This is a genomic window from Cupriavidus sp. OV096 (assembly GCF_900115455.1).
Classification (GTDB): Bacteria; Pseudomonadota; Gammaproteobacteria; order Burkholderiales; family Burkholderiaceae; genus Cupriavidus.
The window spans coordinates 393,054-413,932 of sequence record NZ_FOWM01000005.1 but is presented as its reverse complement, the minus strand read 5'-3'; the positions used below and the strand labels follow the sequence as shown (position 1 = coordinate 413,932).

At 67.6% G+C, this 20,879-nt stretch carries 18 protein-coding genes; 15 read left to right on the top strand and 3 right to left on the bottom strand.

Translation table 11 applies throughout. The features are described from left to right. Window positions 1–265 precede the first annotated feature (265 nt). Window positions 266–2,821 carry a penicillin-binding protein 1A gene (locus tag BM115_RS14820; RefSeq protein WP_092295129.1) on the top strand — a complete coding sequence of 852 codons (2,556 nt, stop codon included), beginning with the start codon at window positions 266–268 and terminating at the stop codon, window positions 2,819–2,821. A 12-nt stretch (window positions 2,822–2,833) separates the two neighbouring features. On the opposite strand, the gene BM115_RS14815 is transcribed toward BM115_RS14820, so the two are convergent. Further along, on the bottom strand, window positions 2,834–3,682 hold the full coding sequence (locus BM115_RS14815; RefSeq protein WP_255370827.1) for an EAL domain-containing protein: 849 nt from the start codon (window positions 3,680–3,682) through the stop codon (window positions 2,834–2,836). 406 nt (window positions 3,683–4,088) lie between these two features. On the opposite strand from BM115_RS14815, the gene BM115_RS14810 reads away from it, so the two are divergent. The 10 genes from BM115_RS14810 (at window position 4,089) to BM115_RS14765 (ending at window position 14,426) form a co-directional block, all read left to right on the top strand. Then, complete coding sequence (locus tag BM115_RS14810) at window positions 4,089–5,180, top strand: substrate-binding domain-containing protein (RefSeq protein WP_092295125.1); 1,092 nt, start codon at window positions 4,089–4,091, stop codon at window positions 5,178–5,180. 75 nt (window positions 5,181–5,255) lie between these two features. After that, entirely contained in the window at window positions 5,256–6,290 is a 1,035-nt protein-coding gene (locus BM115_RS14805; RefSeq protein ID WP_092295053.1) for an ABC transporter substrate-binding protein, read from the top strand. 92 nt (window positions 6,291–6,382) lie between these two features. Continuing rightward, window positions 6,383–7,201, top strand: coding sequence for an ABC transporter permease (locus BM115_RS14800; RefSeq protein WP_092295123.1), 819 nt, complete (start codon window positions 6,383–6,385; stop codon window positions 7,199–7,201). Between the two features lie 32 nt (window positions 7,202–7,233). Next, entirely contained in the window at window positions 7,234–8,118 is an 885-nt protein-coding gene (locus tag BM115_RS14795) for an ABC transporter permease (RefSeq protein ID WP_092295121.1), read from the top strand. Then, the gene (locus BM115_RS14790; RefSeq protein WP_092295051.1) at window positions 8,111–9,178 is read left to right on the top strand and encodes an ABC transporter ATP-binding protein; all 1,068 of its coding nucleotides are present in this window, start codon (window positions 8,111–8,113) and stop codon (window positions 9,176–9,178) included. The genes BM115_RS14795 and BM115_RS14790 overlap by 8 nt, the downstream gene beginning before the upstream one ends. Then, window positions 9,175–10,023, top strand: a complete 849-nt coding sequence (locus BM115_RS14785; RefSeq protein ID WP_092295049.1) for a phosphodiesterase — start codon at window positions 9,175–9,177, stop codon at window positions 10,021–10,023. The genes BM115_RS14790 and BM115_RS14785 overlap by 4 nt, the downstream gene beginning before the upstream one ends. 161 nt (window positions 10,024–10,184) lie before the next feature. Then, window positions 10,185–10,877: a dipeptidase PepE gene (gene pepE / locus BM115_RS14780; protein ID WP_092295048.1), complete on the top strand. Its 693-nt coding sequence runs from the start codon at window positions 10,185–10,187 to the stop codon at window positions 10,875–10,877. Between the two features lie 78 nt (window positions 10,878–10,955). Then, window positions 10,956–11,924 carry a chromate resistance protein ChrB domain-containing protein gene (locus BM115_RS14775; RefSeq protein WP_092295046.1) on the top strand — a complete coding sequence of 323 codons (969 nt, stop codon included), beginning with the start codon at window positions 10,956–10,958 and terminating at the stop codon, window positions 11,922–11,924. Window positions 11,925–11,972: 48 nt separating this feature from the next. Next, window positions 11,973–13,181, top strand: coding sequence for a chromate transporter (locus BM115_RS14770; protein WP_092295044.1), 1,209 nt, complete (start codon window positions 11,973–11,975; stop codon window positions 13,179–13,181). A gap of 18 nt (window positions 13,182–13,199) precedes the next feature. Further along, window positions 13,200–14,426, top strand: coding sequence for an MFS transporter (locus BM115_RS14765; protein ID WP_092295042.1), 1,227 nt, complete (start codon window positions 13,200–13,202; stop codon window positions 14,424–14,426). 39 nt (window positions 14,427–14,465) lie between these two features. On the opposite strand, the gene BM115_RS14760 is transcribed toward BM115_RS14765, so the two are convergent. Next, window positions 14,466–14,846: a hypothetical protein gene (locus BM115_RS14760; protein ID WP_092295119.1), complete on the bottom strand. Its 381-nt coding sequence runs from the start codon at window positions 14,844–14,846 to the stop codon at window positions 14,466–14,468. A gap of 198 nt (window positions 14,847–15,044) precedes the next feature. On the opposite strand from BM115_RS14760, the gene BM115_RS14755 reads away from it, so the two are divergent. The 4 genes from BM115_RS14755 (at window position 15,045) to BM115_RS14740 (ending at window position 20,592) form a co-directional block, all read left to right on the top strand. Next, a complete protein-coding gene (locus BM115_RS14755) occupies window positions 15,045–16,067 on the top strand; it encodes a class I fructose-bisphosphate aldolase (RefSeq protein WP_092295040.1) in 1,023 nt (340 codons plus the stop codon). Between the two features lie 413 nt (window positions 16,068–16,480). Further along, complete coding sequence (locus tag BM115_RS14750; protein WP_092295038.1) at window positions 16,481–17,143, top strand: response regulator transcription factor; 663 nt, start codon at window positions 16,481–16,483, stop codon at window positions 17,141–17,143. 18 nt (window positions 17,144–17,161) lie between these two features. Then, window positions 17,162–18,970 carry an ATP-binding response regulator gene (locus tag BM115_RS14745; protein ID WP_092295036.1) on the top strand — a complete coding sequence of 603 codons (1,809 nt, stop codon included), beginning with the start codon at window positions 17,162–17,164 and terminating at the stop codon, window positions 18,968–18,970. Window positions 18,971–19,137: 167 nt separating this feature from the next. Further along, window positions 19,138–20,592: an aldehyde dehydrogenase family protein gene (locus BM115_RS14740; protein WP_092295030.1), complete on the top strand. Its 1,455-nt coding sequence runs from the start codon at window positions 19,138–19,140 to the stop codon at window positions 20,590–20,592. Between the two features lie 40 nt (window positions 20,593–20,632). Here BM115_RS14740 and BM115_RS27300 read toward each other — a convergent pair whose 3' ends face one another. After that, the gene (locus BM115_RS27300) at window positions 20,633–20,800 is read right to left on the bottom strand and encodes a hypothetical protein (RefSeq protein ID WP_177219923.1); all 168 of its coding nucleotides are present in this window, start codon (window positions 20,798–20,800) and stop codon (window positions 20,633–20,635) included. Window positions 20,801–20,879: the final 79 nt, after the last annotated feature.

Sequence of the window (20,879 nt, the reverse complement as noted above, 5' to 3'; positions counted from 1 at the left end):
CCCGTTCCGGTCGCGGCAGGCGCGCGGCGGCGCCTTGCTGGACCAGATGCCCGTGCGGGTCTTTGGGGGGCGAGGCGGATTGTTACAACCCAATATGAAATGAATGTGTCGTAGGCATTACTGCAACACCCCACTACCGGGGGATACGCGCACGCAAAACATGCAAAATCCGGGTTTTCCCGACCCGGGTTTTGGTAGGATTCACACCTTTCGAGATTGGCGTGTGAGCGGACCGGATGTGATGCGGACGCAACATGCCTGCGTCATGCCCCTGGACCCCATCAGAAGACCTATCAAGCCAAGGCTTGCCGCCCCGCTGGCTCGACTGCGCACCCACCTGCAATCGCGGTGGCTGCCCGTCCTGCAACCGGCAATCCAGCGGCTGCGCCGTCCCACCCGGCGCGAAGTCCTGCTGGGCCTCGCGGCCATCCCGGCGCTGTTCCTGCTTTATCTGCTGGTCCTGATTCCGTTCACGCCGGGCATCAGCGACATCCGCAAGGCCAAGTCCGAACAGCCAGCGCAGGTACTCTCCGCCGATGGCAAGGAACTGGCCGTCTACCGCTGGGCCAACCGCGACTGGGTCGGGCTCAAGGACATCTCCCCCAATGTCATCGATGCGCTGATCGCCACCGAGGACCACCGCTTCTACCAGCACCACGGGCTGGACTGGCGCCGCACCGCCTCCGCCGCGTTCCACACCTTCTCGGGCGACCGCCAGGGCGGCTCCACCATCACGCAGCAGCTGGCCCGCAACCGCTATCCCGAAGACATCGGCCGTGCGCCGACGATGACGCGCAAGCTCAAGGAAGCGATCACCGCGTTCAAGATCGAGGCGCTGTATTCCAAGGACGAGATCCTTGAGACGTATCTCAATACGGTGCCCTTCCTGTACAACGCGTTCGGCATCGAGATGGCCGCGCGCACCTATTTCGACAAATCCGCCGACAAGCTCGACGTGCTGGAAGCCGCCACGCTGATCGGCATGCTCAAGGGCAACAGCTACTACAACCCGGTGCTGAACCCCGAGCGCGCGCTGGAGCGGCGCAACATCGTGCTGGCGCAGATGGTCAAGCGCGGCAAGCTCGACGCCGGCCGCTTCGAGACGCTCAGGAAACGGCCATTGCGGATCGACTTCGAGCGCCAGACCGAGGCCCCCGGCCCGGCCGCCCACTTCGCCCAGCAGCTACGCAAATGGCTGATCGGCTGGGCCGATCGCAACGACTACAACCTCTATACCGATGGGCTGGTCGTCCGTACGACCATCGATTCGCGCCTCCAGGCCATGGCCAACCAGGCGGTCACGCGCCAGGGCAACCAGCTTCAGTCGATTGCCAACGCGGCCTGGGCGCCGCGCGCGGGCTGGGCGGAAAGCCGGGCGCTGGTGCAGGCCTTCGTGCGGGAGACGCCCGAGTTCCGCAACGCCGTCGCCAGCGGCCAGAGCGAGGAGGACGCGCTCAAGCGTCTCTTCGCCGACCGCGCGTTCATGCAGGCGCTGCGCCAGCAGAAGACGCGCGTGCAGGCCGGCTTCATGGCGCTGGACCCGTCCACGGGCGCCATCCGCGCCTGGGTCGGCAGCCGGGACTTCACGGTCGATGCCTTCGACCACGTGGCCCAGGCGCGCCGCCAGCCGGGCTCCACGTTCAAGCCTTTCGTCTACGGCGAAGCCTTCGCGCACGGCCACGCCCCCGAGGAAACGCTGTTCGACAACCCGGTGGAAATGCAACTGGCCGGCGGCGAGATCTGGCGCCCGACCGACGAGTCCCCCGCCACGGGCCGCGCCCTGAGCCTGCGCGACGGGCTGGTCTACTCGAAGAACACCATCACCGCGCAACTGGTGCAGGCCGTGGGGCCAGACCGCGTGGCGCGGCTGGCGCGGGCCATGGGCGTGCGCGAGAGCAAGCTCGATGCCGTACCGTCGCTGGCGCTGGGCACCAGCCCGGTCACACTCAAGGAGATGGTGTCGGCCTACGGCACCATCGCCAACGGCGGCCTGTACATCGCGCCGACCATGGTCACGCGCATCGAGGACCGCGAAGGCAATGTGCTGGCGCAGTTCCGCGAGCCGTCGCCCGAGCGTGCGCTGTCGGCCACGGCCACCGAGACGCTGGTCGATGTGATGCGCGATGTGATCGACCGCGGCACCGGCACCGCCATCCGCAGCCGCTACGGCATCCGCGCCGACGTGGCCGGCAAGACCGGCACCACGCAGGACAACGCCGACGGCTGGTTCATCCTGATGCACCCGCAATTGGTGGCGGGCGCCTGGGTGGGCTTCAACGACAGCCGCGTGACGCTGCGTAGCGACTACTGGGGCCAGGGCGCCCATAGCGCGCTGCCCATCGTCGGCGATTTCTACCAGCGCGCGCTACGCACGCGGGTCATCGACGGCCGCGCGCGGTTTGCGGAGGCGGACGAGAAGACCTGGTACACGTCGATCACGGGGCAGGTGCGTGGCTGGTTCCAGCGGCTGTTCGCTTCGAACAAGTCTGATCAGGCGCCGGCCACCCCGCGCCCGTCGCCGCGCCGGCCGGTACTGCCGGCCACGGAGGCGGAGGCCATGCCATCCGGAGGTTCGGGAGGTTCGGGGGGAACTGGTGCCTCTGCGGCGATGGCTGGGAACAGTCAGGCAGGCGGGGCAAATACCGAGCACGGGGAAGCCGCCGAGCCCGGCATGGCGCTCGATGCCAATGAAGTCGTCGAGGTCATCCCGGCATCGGAGCCAGAACCGGTGATGGCTTCTGCGCCAGGCGCGCCGATCGGACCCAGCGCACCCTCCCCGCTCCCTGCGGGCCCGTCGATGGCGCCGGCGCCCGTCCGCTAAGGACGGCCGGGCTTACTCGCCGGACCGCAGGCGCATGGCTGGGTCGGTGCCCGGCTCGGACACCTTGTCGCCCGGCAACACCTCCACCGGGCCGGAACGGATCACGCGCAAGGCGTCTTCCGAAATCGTCAGCGGCGGCTCGGCCGTGGGCCGTGCCAGCAGGTAGCCCTGCGCGTAGTCGATGCCAAGGTCGCGGCAGATGCGCAGATCCGCTTCCTGCTCGATACCCTCCGCCACCAGCGCCGTGCCGCTGCTATCGGCCAGCCGGCGTATGGCGCGCAGCGCCTCCAACTGGAACGGCGACGTCGCCACGCCATCCACCACCACGCGGGCGATCTTCACGTAATCAGGTTTCAGGGCGATCCACTGCCCCAGGCTGGCGTGGCCGGTGCCGTAGTCGTCCAGCGCGAACTGGGCGCCGCGCCCACGGATGGACTCCACCGCCCGCGACAGGCTATCCAGCGAGCCCAGCGGGGCCTGCTCGGTCAGTTCGATGACGATGCGGTCCGAAGTAATGCCGTGGGTTTTCAGGAAGGCGCGCACTTCGTCGCGATGGCTGTCCACCTCGCGAATCGAATCCGCGCTGTAGTTGATGAAGAGCTTGCCGGGGAGCCCGGCGCGCATGAACGCGGCAATACAGATGCGTGACGCCAGCCGCTCGAGCCGCACCAGACAACCCAGACGCGCCGCTTCAGCGAACAGCGCAACAGGGCTCTCCAGCGGCGTCCCGGCGGGACCGCGGATCAGGGCCTCGTAGCCAATGATCTCGCCATTGGCGAGCGACCCGATCGGCTGGAAGACAGGCCGCAGGCGTTGGTGTTCGAGGCAATCGGCAATAGTAGGCGTCAGAGGTCGCGACAAGGGCTTGCACTCAAACTGGCTGTGGATCGTGCTGTGGGCAAAAGCCACTCCCACTGTTGGCTAACGGCGCGCCCAAGACGCAACTTGATCCCCCACTTGCAGGGGGGATGCCATGCAGCGTGCACTTTGCGTCACACCGGTGCCGTACCCGCGACAAGGCGGCGGTCCATGCGCCCGGTCCGGCATATTCCCGATCTTGTGTGGCAATTTTGTGACGAAAGGCGCATGGGTGCTGTCATGGCGGCGTCATGAAACGGCCGGAGAATCCACCCCGATTCAACAGGCGCAAGCCCGCCGGGCCTGCCGCAAATGCGGCACCGCAGCGACGGAATACCTTGACGCCTGATTTTTTGGCGCTTCAATGAAAACGTTTTCATTGCTCGCCGACTACCCGCCGAACCTGCCCATGCCCAACGCCCGCCGTTCCGTTTTGCTGTCTGCCGATACCGAAGGCGAACGCGGCAATGGCGTGACGCTGGCGGACGTGGCGCTGGCCGCCGAAGTCTCGTTGGCCACGGCCTCGCGCGTGTTCAGCCATCCGCAGCTGGTGCGGGAGACCACCGCCCAGCGCGTGCACGAGGCCGCGCGCCGGCTGGCCTTCCGGCCCAACCTGCTCGGCGCCAAACTGCGCTCGCAGCAGACGCGCATCCTGGGCGTGATGCTGCCCACGCTGGAGAACGCGGTGTTCGCCGAATGCTGGGCCGGGATCGAGGAAGTCTCGCTGGCCACCGGCTATTCGCTGATGCTGGTGACCAGCGGCTACGACTCCGCCCGCGAGCGCGAACGTGTGGAATATTTGCTGCGCCACCGCGTGGACGGCATGGTGCTGACCGTCTCGGACGCCGCGCAGAGCGCCGTGCTCGACCAGCTCGACAGTGAAGGCGTGCCCTACGTGCTGGCCTACAACCAGGCCAGCCCGGCCGGCCAGCGGCACTCGGTCTCCGTGGACAACCGCACCAGCGCCTGCGAGGGTGTGAACGCGCTGATCGCTGCGGGCCATCGGCGTATCGCGGTGGTGTCGGGCGCGTTCATGGCGTCCGACCGCGCCCGCCAACGGTTTGCCGGCTATGAGGATGCGATGCGCGCCCATGGCCTGCCGCCGCTGCCGCCCGTGAACCTGCCCTCCCATACCGCCAGCCATAGCGAGCGGATTGGCACGCTGATGGGCGGCGCCACCGCGCCCACCGCGTTCTTCTGCACCAACGACCTGCTGGCGATCGGCGTGATTTCGGATCTCAAGCGCCTGGGCCTGCGCGTGCCGCGCGACGTCTCCGTGCTCGGCTACGACGGCATCGCGCTCGGCGCACTGGTGGAGCCGCCGCTGGCCACCGTGGTGCAGCCCAATACCGACATCGGCGCCACCGCCGTGCGCCTGCTGCTCAAGCGCCTGCACGCCGGCACGCGTCCGGAGGCGCTGTCCGCCTCCGCCCCGAGCGTGACCCTGCTGCCCCACGCGCTGCGCGTGGCCGGCACCGTGGCCGCGCCGCCTGCATCCTGACCGATCGCCTGACTGACCGTTTCGCCTGCCGCCCTGCTGTCCTTATCCAATCGATCTCAAACCCGGGAGCCTGACATGACAACGCAATTTTCCTGGCGCCGCCCGCTGCGCTGGCTGGCCACTGCCGTGGCGGCCACCGCCTTCGGCGTCGCCTTCAGCCAGGGCGCGGCCGCGCAGACCGCCATCTGCTACAACTGCCCGCCCGAATGGGCCGACTGGGCCGCGCAGATCCGCGCCATCAAGGAAAAGACCGGCGTGACGGTGCCGCTCGACAACAAGAACTCGGGCCAGGCGCTCGCGCAGCTGGTGGCAGAGCGCGCCAGCCCGGTGGCGGACGTGACCTACCTCGGCGTGACCTTCGGCATCCAGGCCAAGGCCGACGGCGTGACCCAGCCGTACAAGCCGGCCCACTGGGCCGACATCCCCGAGGGCCTGAAAGACCCGCAGGGCAACTGGTTCGCCATCCACTCGGGCACGCTGGGCTTCATGGTCAACGTCGATGCGCTGCGCGGCAAGCCCGTGCCGCAGTCGTGGGCCGACCTGCTCAAGCCGGAGTACAAGGGGCTGATCGGCTACCTGGACCCGTCCAGCGCCTTCGTCGGCTATGTGGGTGCCGTGGCCGTGAACCAGGCCCTCGGCGGCTCGCTGGACAACTTCGCGCCGGCCTACAAGTTCTTCAAGGACCTGCAGAAGAACCAGCCGATCGTGCCGAAGCAGACCGCCTACGCCCGCGTGCTGTCCGGCGAAATCCCGATCCTGCTCGACTACGACTTCAACGCCTACCGCGCCCGCTACAAGGACCGCGCCAACGTGGCCTTCGTGATTCCGAAGGAAGGCTCGCTGGTGGTGCCGTACGTGATGAGCCTGGTCAACAACGCGCCCCACCCGGCCGAGGGCCGCAAGGTGCTGGACTTCGTGCTGTCGGACGCCGGCCAGGCGCTGTGGGCCAACGCCTACCTGCGCCCGGTGCGTAACGTGCCGATGCCGAAGGACGTGGAAGCGCGCTTCCTGCCGGCCGCCGACTACGCCCGCGCCAAGCCGGTCGATTTCGGCAAGATGGCCGCCGCGCAGAAGGCGTTCAGCGAGCAGTACATGAAGGAAGTACGGTAAGCATTTGCAGCTTGCCGCGTGTGTTCTCCCCTCTCCCGCTCGCGGGAGAGGGGAGAACACCAATCTTGGACCAAACCGCCCCCGTCACTGCCATGACCAAGCGATCTCTCCCGCTGTTCCTGTTCGCCCTGCCCGCGCTGGTGGTCTTCTTGGCGTTCTTCTGCCTGCCGATGGCGCGCCTGATCGAGGTCAGCGTCACCGGCAAGCAGGGCGCGGGCGTCTACTGGACCGTGCTGACCAGCGCGCGCTACCTGCATAGCCTGCTGGTGACGGTGGCGCTCTCCGCCGCCGTCACGCTGGCCACGCTGGTGATTGCCGGCATCGCCGGCACCTTCCTCCAGCGCCACCCCGTACCCGGCAAACCCGTGCTGGTGGCCATCCTCACCTTTCCGCTGGCCTTTCCCGGCGTGGTGATCGGCTTCATGGTCATCATGCTCGGCGGGCGCAACGGCCTGCTGGCGATGGTCGGCGACGCGCTCGTCGGCGAGCGCTGGACCTTCGCCTACGGACTGGCCGGGCTGTTCGTCGGCTACCTGTATTTCTCGATTCCGCGCGTGATCCTGACCGTGATGGCCGCCGTGGAGAAGCTCGACCCCTCGCTCGAGGAAGCCGCACGGTCGCTCGGCGCCAGCCCGTGGCGCGTGGTGCGGGACGTCATGCTGCCAGCGCTGATGCCGGCCATGCTGTCCAGCGGGGCGATCTGCTTCGCCACCAGCATGGGCGCCTTCGGCACCGCGTTCACGCTCGCCACGCAGCTCGACGTACTGCCGCTGACCATCTACAACGAGTTCACCAACTACGCCAACTTCGGCATGGCCGCTGCGCTCTCGCTGCTGCTCGGCGCGGTCACCTGGGCCCTGCTGGCTGTGGCGCGCTGGATCTCGGGCGACGCCGTCGCCGCCACCGCATGAGTACCGCGAAAAAAGCCATGAAGAAACCGCCGATGACCGCACCGCGCCGCCGCGCCGGCTACTGGCTGCAACTGGCGCTCACGCTGGCCGTCTGCCTGTTCATGACCGTGCCGGTGGTGCTGTCCGTGCTGGCCGGGCTGACCAACAACATCTTCGTGGGCCTCTCCAGCGGGCTCACCACGCGCTGGCTGCTGGAGGTCTGGGCGCTCTATCGCAACACCATCTTCCTCTCGCTCGGCATTGCGCTCGCCTGCCTCGCCTGCACGCTGGTGATTGGCGTGCCTGCCGCCTACTACATGGCGCTGCGCCGCAACCGCGTGACGCGGCTGATCGAGGAACTGCTGATGCTGCCCGTGGCCGTGCCGGGGCTGGCCACCGCGCTGGGGCTGATCCTGCTCTATGGCGGCTGGCAGGCGCTGCGCACGAGCTGGGTGTTCATCCTGATCGGCCACGTGCTGTTCACGCTGCCGTTCATGGTGCGGGCAGTGCTGGCCATCCTGTCCGCCATCGACATCCGCACACTGGAAGACGCCGCCGCCAGCCTGGGCGCCACGCGGCTGCAGCGCTTCTTCACCGTGGTGCTGCCGAACTGCCGGCAGGGCATCCTGGCCGGGGCGCTGATGGTGGTCACGCTGTCCGTGGGCGAGTTCAACCTGACCTGGATGCTGCACACGCCCACCACGCAAACCCTGCCGGTGGGGCTGGCAGACAGCTATGCGTCGATGCGGCTGGAGATCGGCTCCGCCTACACCATCGTCTTCTTCGTGATGATCATTCCGCTGCTGGTAGCGATGCAGGCGTTCAGCGCCATGGGCGCCCGCGCGCGGCGCCATGTATCAGAACCTGCCGAGCCGGCCACCGCCCCACTCCCCGCCGCCACGCCCGTAACCGCCTCCGCCGAGACCCGCCATGCATGAGCCCACCCCGATTCGCCTGCGCCAGTGCGCCAAGACCTTCGCGGATGGCACGCTGGCCCTGCAACCGCTTGACCTCGACATCGGGGCCGCCGAGACCGTGGTGCTGTTGGGGCCGTCCGGCTGCGGCAAGACCACCACGCTGCGCATCATCGCCGGGCTGGAGCAGCCGGACGCGGGTGGCGAGGTCTGGTTTGGCGAGACCCGCGTGACCGACCAGCCGATCGAGCAGCGCGGCGTGGGCATGGTGTTCCAGAACTACGCGCTGTTCCCCAACATGACCGTGGCCGAGAACATCGGCTATGGCCTGCGCGTGCGGCGCGTGGATGGTGCCACGCAGCGCCGGCGCGTCGGCGATATGTTATCGATGATGCACCTCGAGCCGTTCGCCGACCGCCGCGTGGACCAGCTCTCCGGCGGCCAGCGGCAGCGCGTGGCCCTGGCGCGCGCCATCGCCGTGCAGCCGCGCGTGCTGCTGCTCGATGAACCGCTGACCGCGCTGGACGCCAAGCTGCGCGACGCCCTGCGCGCGGACATCAACCAGCTGCTGCGCAGCCTCCATATCACCGCGGTCTACGTCACCCACGACCAGGCCGAGGCGATGGCGCTGGGCGACCGCATCATCGTCATGGACCGCGGCCGCATCGCCCAGTCCGGCACGCCGCAGGAGATCTACCGCGCGCCGGCCAACGCCTTCGTGGCGGACTTCATCGGCACCATGAACCACCTGCCCGCGCAGGCCGAAGCCGGCCTGTGGCGCGTGCCAGGCGGCAGCGTGCCGATGGGGCCGCCCAGCGACGCCCCCGCGACGCCAGCCGCGCGGCTGATGTTCCGGCCCGAGGACGTGGCGCTGGTGCACGCTGATAGCGCCGATCGCGCCCATGTGGAAGGCACCGTGGTCACCGCGCTGTTCCTCGGCAACCACACACGCCTGCTGGTGGACGTGGGCGCCGCCACGCCGCTGATTGTCGATACCGCGCGCCGCGACGGCTGGCCGGCTGGCGCGCGCGTCGGCCTGCGCATCGACACCGCCCACCTGATCACCCTTCCCGACGCTGCATGACCGCTCCTTCCCCCTATCTCGTCGCGCAACTGAGCGACCTCCATATCAAGGCCGGCGGCAAGCTGTCCTATCGGCGGGTCGATACGGCCGGCGCGCTCCATCAGGCCATCGACACCCTGCTGGCGGCCCCGCAAATCCCCGATACGGTCATCATTACCGGCGATCTGATCGACTTCGGCAGCGAAGACGAATACCGCTTCCTGCGCGACATCCTGCAACGGCTGCCGATGCCGGTGCGGCTGCTGCCCGGCAACCACGACCACCGCACCACGCTGCGCAAGGTGTTCCCCGACCACGCCTACCTGTTCGACCACGGCGACGGCGAGGCGCCCATCCACTATGCGATGGCGGCGGGCCCGCTGCGGCTGGTCGGCTTCGACTGCACCGTCCCCGGCCAGCCCGGCGGCCGGGTGACACCCGAAGGACTGGCCTGGCTCGATGCCACGCTGGCCGCCCCGCCGGCCCAGCCGACGCTGCTGATGCTGCACCATCCGCCCTTTGTCACCGGCATCGGCCATATGGACCAGCAGGGGCTCGACAACGCCGCCGCGCTGGAGGCCCTGATCGCCCGGCACCCGCAGGTGGAGCGCGTGGTCTGCGGCCACCTGCACCGCCAGATCACGCGGCGCTTTGGCGGCACCATCGCCATCACCGCGCCGGGGCCGGCCCACCAGGTGGCGCTGGACCTCGATCCGCAGGCCGCCTCCCGCTTCCGCATGGAGCCGCCCGGCTACCTGCTGCACTGGTGGCACCCGGCCCACGGGCTGGTGACCCACCTCGCCGCCAGCGGGGACTACGGCCCGGCGCACCCGTTCTTCGACGCCAACGGGCGGCTGATCGACTGATCCGGCCCGGAAACCGCAAGACACACTAATAGATATAGGGAGATGAACAGGAGATGAGCGGAGCGCGGTTGTCATGCGCCCGCCACCTTGGGTACCATCGTCGGCTTACCCAACTTCCGGATCGCGGTTCCGCATAACGGAACACGACGACCTGCTTCGACATGGATCTCCTGCTGCTGAGCAATTCCACCTCCGACGACGGCTACCTCGTGCACGCGCACGCAGCCATCACGGAACTGGCCGATGGCCGTACCGACGCGCTGTTCGTCCCCTACGCCGGGGTCACGCGTGACTGGGACGCCTACACCGAACAGGTCCGCGAGGCGCTGGCGCCCATCGGCATCACCGTGCGCGGCCTGCACGCCGAGGCGGACCCGCTGGCGGCAGTCAACGCGGCCACGCTGATCGTGGTGGGCGGCGGCAATACCTTCCGGCTGCTCCAGGTACTGCGCCAGCAGGCGCTGCTGGCCCCGATGGCCGCCCGCGTGCGCGCCGGCGCCGCGCGCTATATCGGCTGGAGTGCCGGCTCCAACCTCGCCACGCCCAGCATCCGCACAACCAACGACATGCCCGTGGTAGACCCGGGCGGCCTCGACGCCCTCGGCCTGATCCCGTTCCAGCTCAACCCGCACTACTACAACCTCGTGATCCCCGGCTTCCGTGGCGAAACCCGCGACCAGCGCCTGGCCGAGTTCACCACCCTCTCCCCCGACACCCCCGTCCTCGGCCTGCCCGAAGGCAACTGGGTCCGCGTGTCGGGTAATCGCCACACCTTGCACGGCCCGCATGCGGCGCGATGGTTTTTGGGGGATCGGACTTGGGATGTGGAGGCGGGGCCATTGGCAGCGCCTTGACTTCATAAGCGGCGACCATTGGGCTGTAGAGATCTCTACAGCATTGAAGCAGGGCCTACGACCCATTAAGCTGGGCGCATGACTGCTCTTCAATTCGCTTCCCCCTGGGTGGTGCTGGTTGTCAGCCTGCCCACCTCGGCCGCCACCGCTCGCATGCGATTCTGGCGCGGCATCAAGGCGTTGGGCGCGGCGGCATTACGCGATGGCGTCTATGTCGTGCCCGACGTCGCAGGCTTGCGAGACCCGTTGCAAGCCCTGGCCACAGACGCGACCAGCGAGGATGGCAAGGTCTGGACGATTTCCGTGCAGGCCAGCGACACACAGCAAGATGCCGAGTACCGCGCGTTGTTCGATCGGACTCCCGAATACGCCGACTGGATGGCCGAACTCTCCCGCGCCCGTGCGACGTTGGCGGAAACGGACGAAGCAAGCCTCCTACGCATGGCTCGCCGGTACGGCCGTGGATTCGAAGCGATCCGCAAGATCGACTTCTTCCCGAATGAGGCCTCGGCCCGCGCCGAAGCACAGTGGCGCGATTTCAATGCGGCCATCGACATCATGCTGTCGCCGGGCGAACCACAGGGCATGGCGGGCAGCATTCCGAGACGCGACCCAAGCCAATACCAAGGCCGACGCTGGGCAACGCGCCGGCACCTCTGGGTGGACCGCGTTGCCTGTGCCTGGCTGATCCGGCGCTTTATCGATCCCCACGCCAACTTCCTCTGGCTGGAGGACGTTCGCCAATGCCCAAAGGAGGCGCTGGGGTTCGACTTCGATGGTGCGACATTCACCCATGTCGGCGACCGGGTCTCCTTCGAGGTGCTGCTCGCCAGCTTCGGGCTCGACGAGAACAAGGGACTGGCGCGCGTGGGCCAGATGGTTCACGTACTGGACATCGGCGGGACACCCGTTGCGGAGGCCAGTGGTTTTGAAGCGGTACTGGCAGGCGCACGCGAGCGCCTGCCCGATGACGATGCGCTACTGGAGGAGGTAGGGAATGTCCTCGACTCGCTCTATGCGCACTTTTCCAGCGCGCGCAAACGCTAGGTCGTTGCCTGCTCCCAGACTGCCGGACCGCTCTCCACGCAAGCCAAGATGAACTCACCCCAGCCGCCTGCTTCCGCCCCTTCCGGCCCTTCTGCGCACGAACGCCCCGGTTACACGCTGCGGCAACTGGTGATGTACTTCCTGCGGCTTGGCACCTTGGGCTTCGGGGGACCGGTGGCGCTTGCGGGCTATATGCACCGGGATCTGGTCGATGCGCGGCAGTGGATTACCGATGCCGACTACAAGGAAGGCCTTGCCCTCGCGCAACTGGCGCCGGGCCCGCTTGCCGCCCAACTCGCGATCTACCTCGGATACGTGCACTACCGCATCCTCGGGGCCACACTCGTCGGCGTCGCCTTCGTGCTGCCATCATTCCTGATGGTGCTGGCGCTCGGCTGGGCCTATGTACGCTTCGGCGGTCTCACCTGGATGCAGTCGGTGTTCTACGGCGTGGGCGCGGCGGTGATCGGCATCATCGCGATCAGCGCCTACAAGCTGACCAGGAAGAGCGTAGGCAAAGACAAGCTGCTGTGGTTCATCTATCTGGTGCTCGTGGCGGTCACGGTCATCACCGAATCGGAGGTCGCGTGGCTGTTCCTCGCGGCCGGGGTGCTGGTCTGGTTCTGGCGCGCACCGCCAAAGTGGCTGCGGCAAGGCAGGCTGAATGCGATCGCGGCAGCCCCATTACCGGCCGCAAGCGGCATGCTGAGTACCGTGGATTGGCCGCTGCTCTCGCAGATCGGTGTGTTCTTTGCCAAGGCCGGTGCATTCGTCTTCGGCTCCGGGCTTGCCATCGTGCCCTTCCTCTATGGCGGCGTGGTGACCGAACATCACTGGCTGAACGACAAGCAATTTGTCGACGCCGTGGCGGTCGCCATGATTACGCCCGGCCCGGTTGTCATCACCGTCGGCTTCATTGGCTACCTTGTTGCGGGCCTGCCTGGTGCCTGCGTGGCGGCCGCGGCGACGTTCCTGCCTTGCTACCTGTTCACCGTCCTGCCGGCGCCTTACTTCAAGAAGTACGGGAAGTTGCCGGCCATCCTGGCGTTCGTCGACGGCGTCACCGCGGCGGCCATCGGCGCCATCACCGGGGCGGTGATCGTCCTGGCCAAGCGCTCGATTGTCGATATCCCGACCGCGCTCCTGGCGCTCCTTACCGTCGCCTTGCTGATCAGGTTCAAGAAGCTGTCCGAACCCATGATCGTCGCGGCTGCGGCCTTGATTGGCCTGGTGGCCTATCCGTTGCTCCATCACTGACGTGTTGCGGCACAGCAAATGATTCGCGCATTGCTTTCCGACCTTGCCTTTCCACCCGGCACCGACGCAGGCGTGATGCCGCTGCTCGCCGGGCGGGCGTTGCGCGGTTTCTGCGATGGATTCGTGGCTGTACTGCTGCCCGCGTACCTGCTGGCCCTGGGCTTCGACCCACTCGCCGTGGGACTGATCAGCAGCGTCACGCTGATTGGCTCCGCGATGACGACCATTCTGGTCGGACTCGTCGGGAACCGCTTTCCGCAGCGCCGTCTGCTGATACTGGCGGCCGCCCTGATGGCCGGCACCGGGGCGGCCTTTGCGGGTCTGTCATCGCTCTGGCCGCTCTTGATCGTTGCCTTTATCGGCACGCTGAACCCGAGCTCGGGGGATGTCAGCGTGTTCCTGCCGCTCGAGCAGGCGCGGCTGGCCGAGGCCGCGACACCTGACGCGCGCACGGCATTGTTCGCGCGCTACGGACTTGCGGGTTCCCTCTCCGCGGCGTTCGGAGCGTTGGCCGCAGCGATACCTGGTTGGCTTGGCAGGCATACCGGCCTGTCCTTCCTGGACGGCATGCGCCTGATGTTCCTCGTCTACGCCTTGACGGGCATGGCGCTCTGGGTGCTCTACGCGAGGTTGCCCGAACCCCATCCGCAGTCGATGTCGACGGCCGCGCCGTTGGGGCCATCGCGCCAGATCGTCATCCGGCTCGCGATGCTGTTCAGTGTCGATGCGTTTGCGGGCGGCCTGGTCGTCAATGCCTTGCTGTCGCTTTGGCTGATGCAGCGTTTCGGGATGTCCCCGGGTGCGGCGGGCCAGTTCTTCTTCTGGGCCGGGCTGCTTACCACGGCTTCCCAGCTCGCCGCTGTGCCACTGGCCCGAAGGATCGGGCTACTGAACACCATGGTGTTCACGCATATCCCTTCCAGCGCGTTCCTGATTGCCGCCGCGTTCGCACCGTCGTTGAGCTTGACGTTACTGTTGCTGCTGGCGCGCAGCGCGCTGTCTCAAATGGATGTACCAACACGGACGGCATTCGTGATGGCGGTGGTCACCCCCGCCGAGCGGACGGCGGCAGCAAGCCTGACGGCGGTGCCGCGCAGCCTGGCTGCCGCGATCGGCCCAGTGCTGGCCGGTGGGCTCATGGCAATGGGGTGGGCTGGAGCGCCATTGCTGGCTTGTGGTGTGTTGAAAATCGGCTATGACCTTGCCATGCTGGTCGCCTTCCGGCGTGTTGGCACCCTGAATTGATGGGAACACGGCGTTGAATATCGCCATGAGCGCACCACGTCACGGCAGGGTGCCGGGCGGCAACACGCTCCATCCTGAAACGCTACTGGATGTCGTCCTCCCGTGACTCCGGAGGACGCCGTTTTGGTCGAATTCGAAAAGGACCATCACCGACCGAATCTCGCCGCCTGAGAACAGCGGGCCAATGAACGGCAGAAAGCTCTCGGGATGTGGCCTGGAGCTGGCAAACGAATAGATCAGGACCGTCGAGCCGCTACTTAGGGATGCCCGCCAGGTCGGATTTCCGAGCTGCCCGGTAACGTCGTCGAGCGTGGAGAAGCCGATCATGAAGTACGACAACTGTTCCTGCTTCACATCGACGCCAGTCGACACGCAGGCAGCCAACCCGAACGTCGCCAAAAGAATGTGAACACCCGTCATGGCGAACCGGGCTCGTCCATGGAAGACCAGTGTGAGGAAGGACATGGCGCTTCTGGCGACTGACCGTTGACGGCAACCACCGGCCAGATGGATTCCGTGAATCGTTCACAAACACGTGGCCGTCTCCTACATTTATAGGCGCCTGAAGAGCACAACCCCATGCCGTGGGGGCTCATGCCACGCGTCCCGGAGCACATCATGGATACAAAAAGCGAATTGCAAAGCACCATGGATGCGCTGGTTCAGGCCGGCAAAGGCCTTCTGGCCGCCGACGAGAGCGGGCCAACGATTGCCAAGCGGTTCGAGCACATCGGTGTCCCATCAAGCGAGGAGACGCGCCGCGCGTGGCGCAGCCTGCTCTTGTCCACGCCGGGGCTCGGCGAATTCATCAGTGGCGTGATCCTGTACGAGGAAACGCTGGGCCAGCGCGCCGACGATGGCACACCGTTACCGGAGATGGCGGCGCGCCAGGGCATCGTGCCGGGCGTCAAGGTGGACAAGGGCAAGCTGGCGCTCGCCCACGCACCCGGGGACGAGATCACCGAGGGCCTCGATGGGCTGGCGAAGCGGCTCGCGGGCTATCGCCAGCAGGGCGCGCGCTTCGCTAAGTGGCGCGCGGTGTACAACATCTCGGACACGCTCCCGGGCCGGCTCGCCATCGCAGCGAACGCGGACGCGCTAGCGCGCTATGCCGCGACCTGCCAGGGAGCGGGCGTGGTGCCGATCGTCGAGCCCGAGGTGCTGATGGACGGCGCGCACACCATGGCGCGTTGCGCCGAGGTGTCCGAGGCCGTGCTGCACGAAGTCTTCCACGCCTTGCACCGGCACAGGGTGGTGCTCGAGCACATGCTGCTGAAGCCGAGCATGGTGCTGCCCGGCAAGGCGTGCGGGCTTGCTGCAGCGGCCGACGTGGCCATGCATACCGTGCAGATACTCAGGCGCACGGTGCCGGCGGCGGTGCCGGGCGTTTTCTTCCTGTCCGGCGGCCAGACACCCTCCGAAGCCACCGCCAATCTCGATGCGATGAACCGACTCGCCCCGCTGCCCTGGCGGCTGTCGTTTTCGTACGGGCGCGCCTTGCAGGAACCGGCGCTGCTGGCGTGGAGAGGCGAGGCAGGCAACGCGGCGCTCGCACAACGGGCCCTGTTGCAACGCTCCCGCCTGAACGGCATGGCCTGCCTGGGCCAATACCAGGCGGCGCTCGAGGATGCCACAGGCTGAGCCTGCAACACGCTCAGTGCGCCACGTGGGACGTCGGCATCCGAGCGGCGTCTCGTTCGTTCAGAGGGATGGGCGAAGACCGTGGAATTGGCTCGCCCTTTCCAGCAGGCCGGCGAGATGAAGAATCGTCGACTCGGCCTGCACGGGCGTACGGCGGGACTGCTGCCGGCGTAAGCCCGGCCCCGCACACCGTCGACAAGCAAAAGCCCAAAAAAATACCCACTGCCGGGAGGGAGTGGGTATCCAAAGTGGTATGGACAAGTCGCGGAATTCGTCCACGTGGCGATCCTCGCACCCCGGCACGCGAGTGCCAATAATCTTTCCGGACTAGCCGGGCGTCTGCGCAACGCCCCGCATGGACAAGCTGGCCGGAATCGAGTCCAATCGTCTCCTCCCCCGCCCCCCGCCGTTCCATGCCCCGTGCCCGCCTCCTGCTGATCGATGACCACACCCTGTTTCGCACGGGGCTCAAGCTGTTGCTGGCGGACAGTCCGAGCGTGGATACGATCATCGAGGCCGGTTCGGTGATGGAGGCCGTGGCGCAGCATGGCGAGAAGCCGGTGGACATCGTCCTGCTCGACATCCAGATGCCGGGCCTGAACGGGATCGAGGGCGTAAAGGTACTTAAGCGTCACTTTCAGACGGCGAAATTCCTGATCGTCTCGGGCACCTCCGGGCTGGACGCCATATCAGCCGAGGCGCGCAAGGACATTGCCGGATTCCTCCCGAAGTCCGCCGATGCGCGCGAGATCGAGGAAGCGATTGCCTGCTGCCTGAGCGGCGGCACGCATTTCGCCACGGATGGCAACGGCGGCTGCCTTGATGGCCTGAATGGGCTGAATGGCGCCCCGCAGGCGGCGCACTATGCGCCGAGCCAGCTCACGCCGCGCCAGTTGGAGGTGCTGGGGCAGCTCAACCTGGGGCGGTCGAACAAGGTCATCGCCTATCACCTGGGGCTGTCCGAGAACACCGTGCGCGTGCACGTGGCGGCCATTCTCGGCCACCTTGGCGTGGTCAGCCGCGTGGAAGCCATCCTCGAGGCCCAGCGCCGCGGGCTGGTGCAGGCGCAACGCTGACTGCCCGCCGCCATCCGCATGACATCGACTCCATTCGGCCTGCTCCCGCGCTACGACGAGCCGCGCCTGCTGACGGCGCAGATGGAGTTGATCGACCAGAGTTTTGGCATCGCCATGCTCGGCTGCGCGCTGGCCGCGCTGATATTGGCCAGCGGGCTGACCATCACCGGCGGGCACCCGGGCGCGCTGCCCTGGGCGGCGGCAATGGCCATCGCCTGCGCGGCGGCCTATTTCGGCCGGCTGGCGGTACCGAACCGGCTCACCGAATCCGGCTCGGGCCGCTACGCGCGGGTCATGACCGTGATGCTGGTGCTGATCGGCAGCCTGTGGGGGCTGGTGGCCTGGCTCTATCTCGATATCCGCTCCCCGGCCGTGGTGATCTGCGTGCTGTCGCTGATCGCCGGCATGAGTGCAGCGGCGCTCGCGGTGTTCTCGGCCTGCCTGCCGGTGGCGGTGGGCTTCTTCATCCCGTCGATCGTGCCGGTCTGGATGGTCTTCCTGGCCACGGGCGATATCGCCTACCTGCCGATGTTCCTCGGCACGCCGCTCTATCTGGTCGTGCTGATGATTTTCGCGCGCAACTACGCGCGCGTGGCGCGGCATGCCATCGCCCTGCGCTTCGAAAACGTCGAACTCATTTCGCAGTTGCGCGACCAGACCGCGCGCGCCGGCCACGCCCAGCGCGGGGCCGAGGAAGCCAACCGGGCGAAGTCGGTGTTCCTGGCCTCCGCCAGCCACGACCTGCGCCAGCCTTTGCACGCGCTGGGGCTGTTCGTGGTCTCGCTGGGCCGCACGCGGCTCGATGACCACCAGCGCCAGCTGCTGGCCCATATCGAGGCTTCCTCCGGCGCGGCCCGCGAGATGCTGAACACGCTGCTCGATTTCTCGAAGCTCGAAGCGGGCGTGATCACGCCCCGGCCGCGCCCGTTCCGTCTGCAGCCGCTGCTGTACAAGCTCGAGAACGAGTTCGCGCCGCAAGCCAACGCGCGCGGGCTGGTCTACCGCACGCGCGACACCACCGCCACGCTGTTCGGCGACCCGACGCTGGTGGAACTGATCCTGCGCAACCTGATTGCGAACGCCATCCGCTACACGCGCACGGGCGGCGTGCTGGTGGCCTGCCGCACGCGCCGCTTCCATGTGTCGGTGGAGGTCTGGGACACCGGCATCGGCATTCCGGCCGCGCAGCACCAGGACATCTTCCGCGAGTTCCACCAGCTCGGGAATCCCGAGCGCGACCAGCGCAAGGGGCTGGGCCTCGGGCTGGCCATCGTCGAAGGACTGGCGCGCACGATGCAGACGCGCGTGACGCTGGCCTCCGCGCCCGAGCGTGGCTCGGTGTTCCGGCTACGGCTGCCGCTGGCCTGGACCGCGCCCGAGGAAGTCGCCCATCCGCGCGCCGCGATGCGGTTGGACGGGCTGCGCGTGCTGGTGATCGACGACGACCCGGCCATCCGCGAGGCCATGGCCGGGCTGCTGGCGGTCTGGCACTGCCAGTGCCGCACCGCCGAGAGCGAGGAAGAGGCGCTGGCCACGCTGGACGCCTTCACCCCGGACCTGATCCTGGCCGATTACCGCCTGCGCGGCCATCGCACCGGGCAGGAAGCCATGGCGGCCATCCGCGAGCGCGTGGGCCGTGCGCTGCCGGCCATCATCATCACCGGCGACACCGCCGCTGACCGCCTGCGGCATGCCCATGCCGGCGGCACCGCCCTGCTCCACAAACCCGTGGTGCCGGGCGAACTCCACGCGGCCATCAGCACCCTGCTGCGCGAGTCCCACTGGGTGGAAATCGACCAGGGTGAATGCTCGCGGGCGGAACAATAAGCCCCACCCCCATTCATGCATTAAAAGCATGAATGAATCAGTCCTATTAATTGGACTTAGATCAGCACGCCCACCACACTGCAAGGCAGAAGCGGGCCCGGCACCGCAGCTCGTCCGGCCAATGCGCACGTCATCCCCAACAATGACCCAGCAGCGAGGAGCCTTCCATGCCTTTGTCCCCATCCGGCAACCTGCCGACCCATGATCTGCTGATCGACGGCCAGCGCGCGCCGCCCGGAAGTGGCGAATACTCCACTGACATCAATCCGGCCAACGAAACGCCCATCGCCCGCGTGGCGCAGGGCAATGCCGCCGACGTGGACCGCGCCGTGCAGGCCGCGCGCGCCGCGCTGAAGGTCTGGAACCGCATGCGCGCCGCCGAGCGCGGGCGCATTCTCTACCGCTTCGCCGACCTGCTGGAAGCCCACGCCGAGGAACTGGTGCAGCTGGAAAGCCAGGACTGCGGCAAGCCGCTGGCCGGCGTGCGGCGCCAGGACGTGCCGGCCGCCATCGACACCGTGCGCTACTACGCCGGCTGGTGCGACAAGATCAACGGCCAGGTGATTCCCGCCCGCAACGACGCGCTGACCTACACCGTGCGCGAGCCGGTGGGCGTGGTGGCCGCCATCGTGCCGTGGAATTTCCCGCTGATGATCGGCATGTGGAAGATTGCCCCGGCGCTGGCATGCGGCTGCACGCTGGTGGTGAAGCCGGCCGAAATCACCCCGCTCTCCGCGCTGCGCGTGGCCGAGCTGGCGCTGGAGGCTGGCGTGCCGCCGGGCGTGTTCAATATCGTCACGGGCAAGGGCAGCGTGGTCGGCAACGCGCTGGTGGCGCACCCGGGCGTCGACAAGGTGACCTTCACGGGCTCGCCGGGCGTGGGGCGCGGCATCATGCAGGGCGCGGCGGCCAACTTCAAGCGCGTGACGCTGGAGCTGGGCGGCAAGTCCGCCAATGTGATTTTTGCCGATGCCGACCTGGACGCCGCCACGCGCGCGGCGGCCTCCGGCATCTTCTTCAACGCGGGCCAGGTCTGCTCGGCGGGCTCGCGCATCCTGGCGCAGCGGCAGGTCTACGACGAAGTGGTCGAGCGGATGGCCGCGCGCGCCCGCGCGATCCGCGTGGGCGACCCGGCCGAGCCCGGCACGACCATGGGCCCGGTGGTCTCGGCGGCGCAGATGAAGACCGTGCTGGACTACGTGGAGATCGGCAAGAAGGAAGGCGCGAGCGCGGTCACCGGCGGCGCGCGCATCGGCGAGCGCGGCTTCTACGTGGCGCCCACCGTGTTCGCCAACGTCGAGCACGAGATGCGCATCTCGCAGGAGGAAATCTTCGGCCCGGTGGCCAGCGTGATCCCGTTCGACGATGAGGCGGACGCGGTGCGCATCGCCAACGGCACCGCCTTCAGCCTCGCGGCCGGGGTGTGGAGCGCGGACATCGCGCGCGTGCACAAGGTGGCCGGCGAGCTGCGCGCGGGCACCGTGTGGATCAACACCTATGGCTATACGGACGTGAGGCTGCCGTGGGGCGGGTCGGGCGACTCGGGCCTGGGGCGCGAGCACGGCGATGCCGCCATCGAGAACTTCACGGAACCAAAGGCGATCTGGCTGTCGCTACGCTAGCGTCAGCCAGAACGGAGGAGGATGGGATGCGGAGGGTCGGTCAGCCGACCATCCGCATCGGCAGCAGCGCGTAGGCGATCGTCAGCACGCCGACGATGGCCGGGGAGCCGTACTTGAGCGCCAGGCTCTGCGACTGCACGCCCAGATACGTGTACGCGCAGATCAGCATCATGGCGCAGGCAAAAACAAGGCCGTCATAGACTTGCATGGATGTCTCCCAGAGTTCGTTCTTCGACTACTTCTGTGATGGCGGGCTGGCTCGAATCGGGGCGCCCGCGGTACTGCCC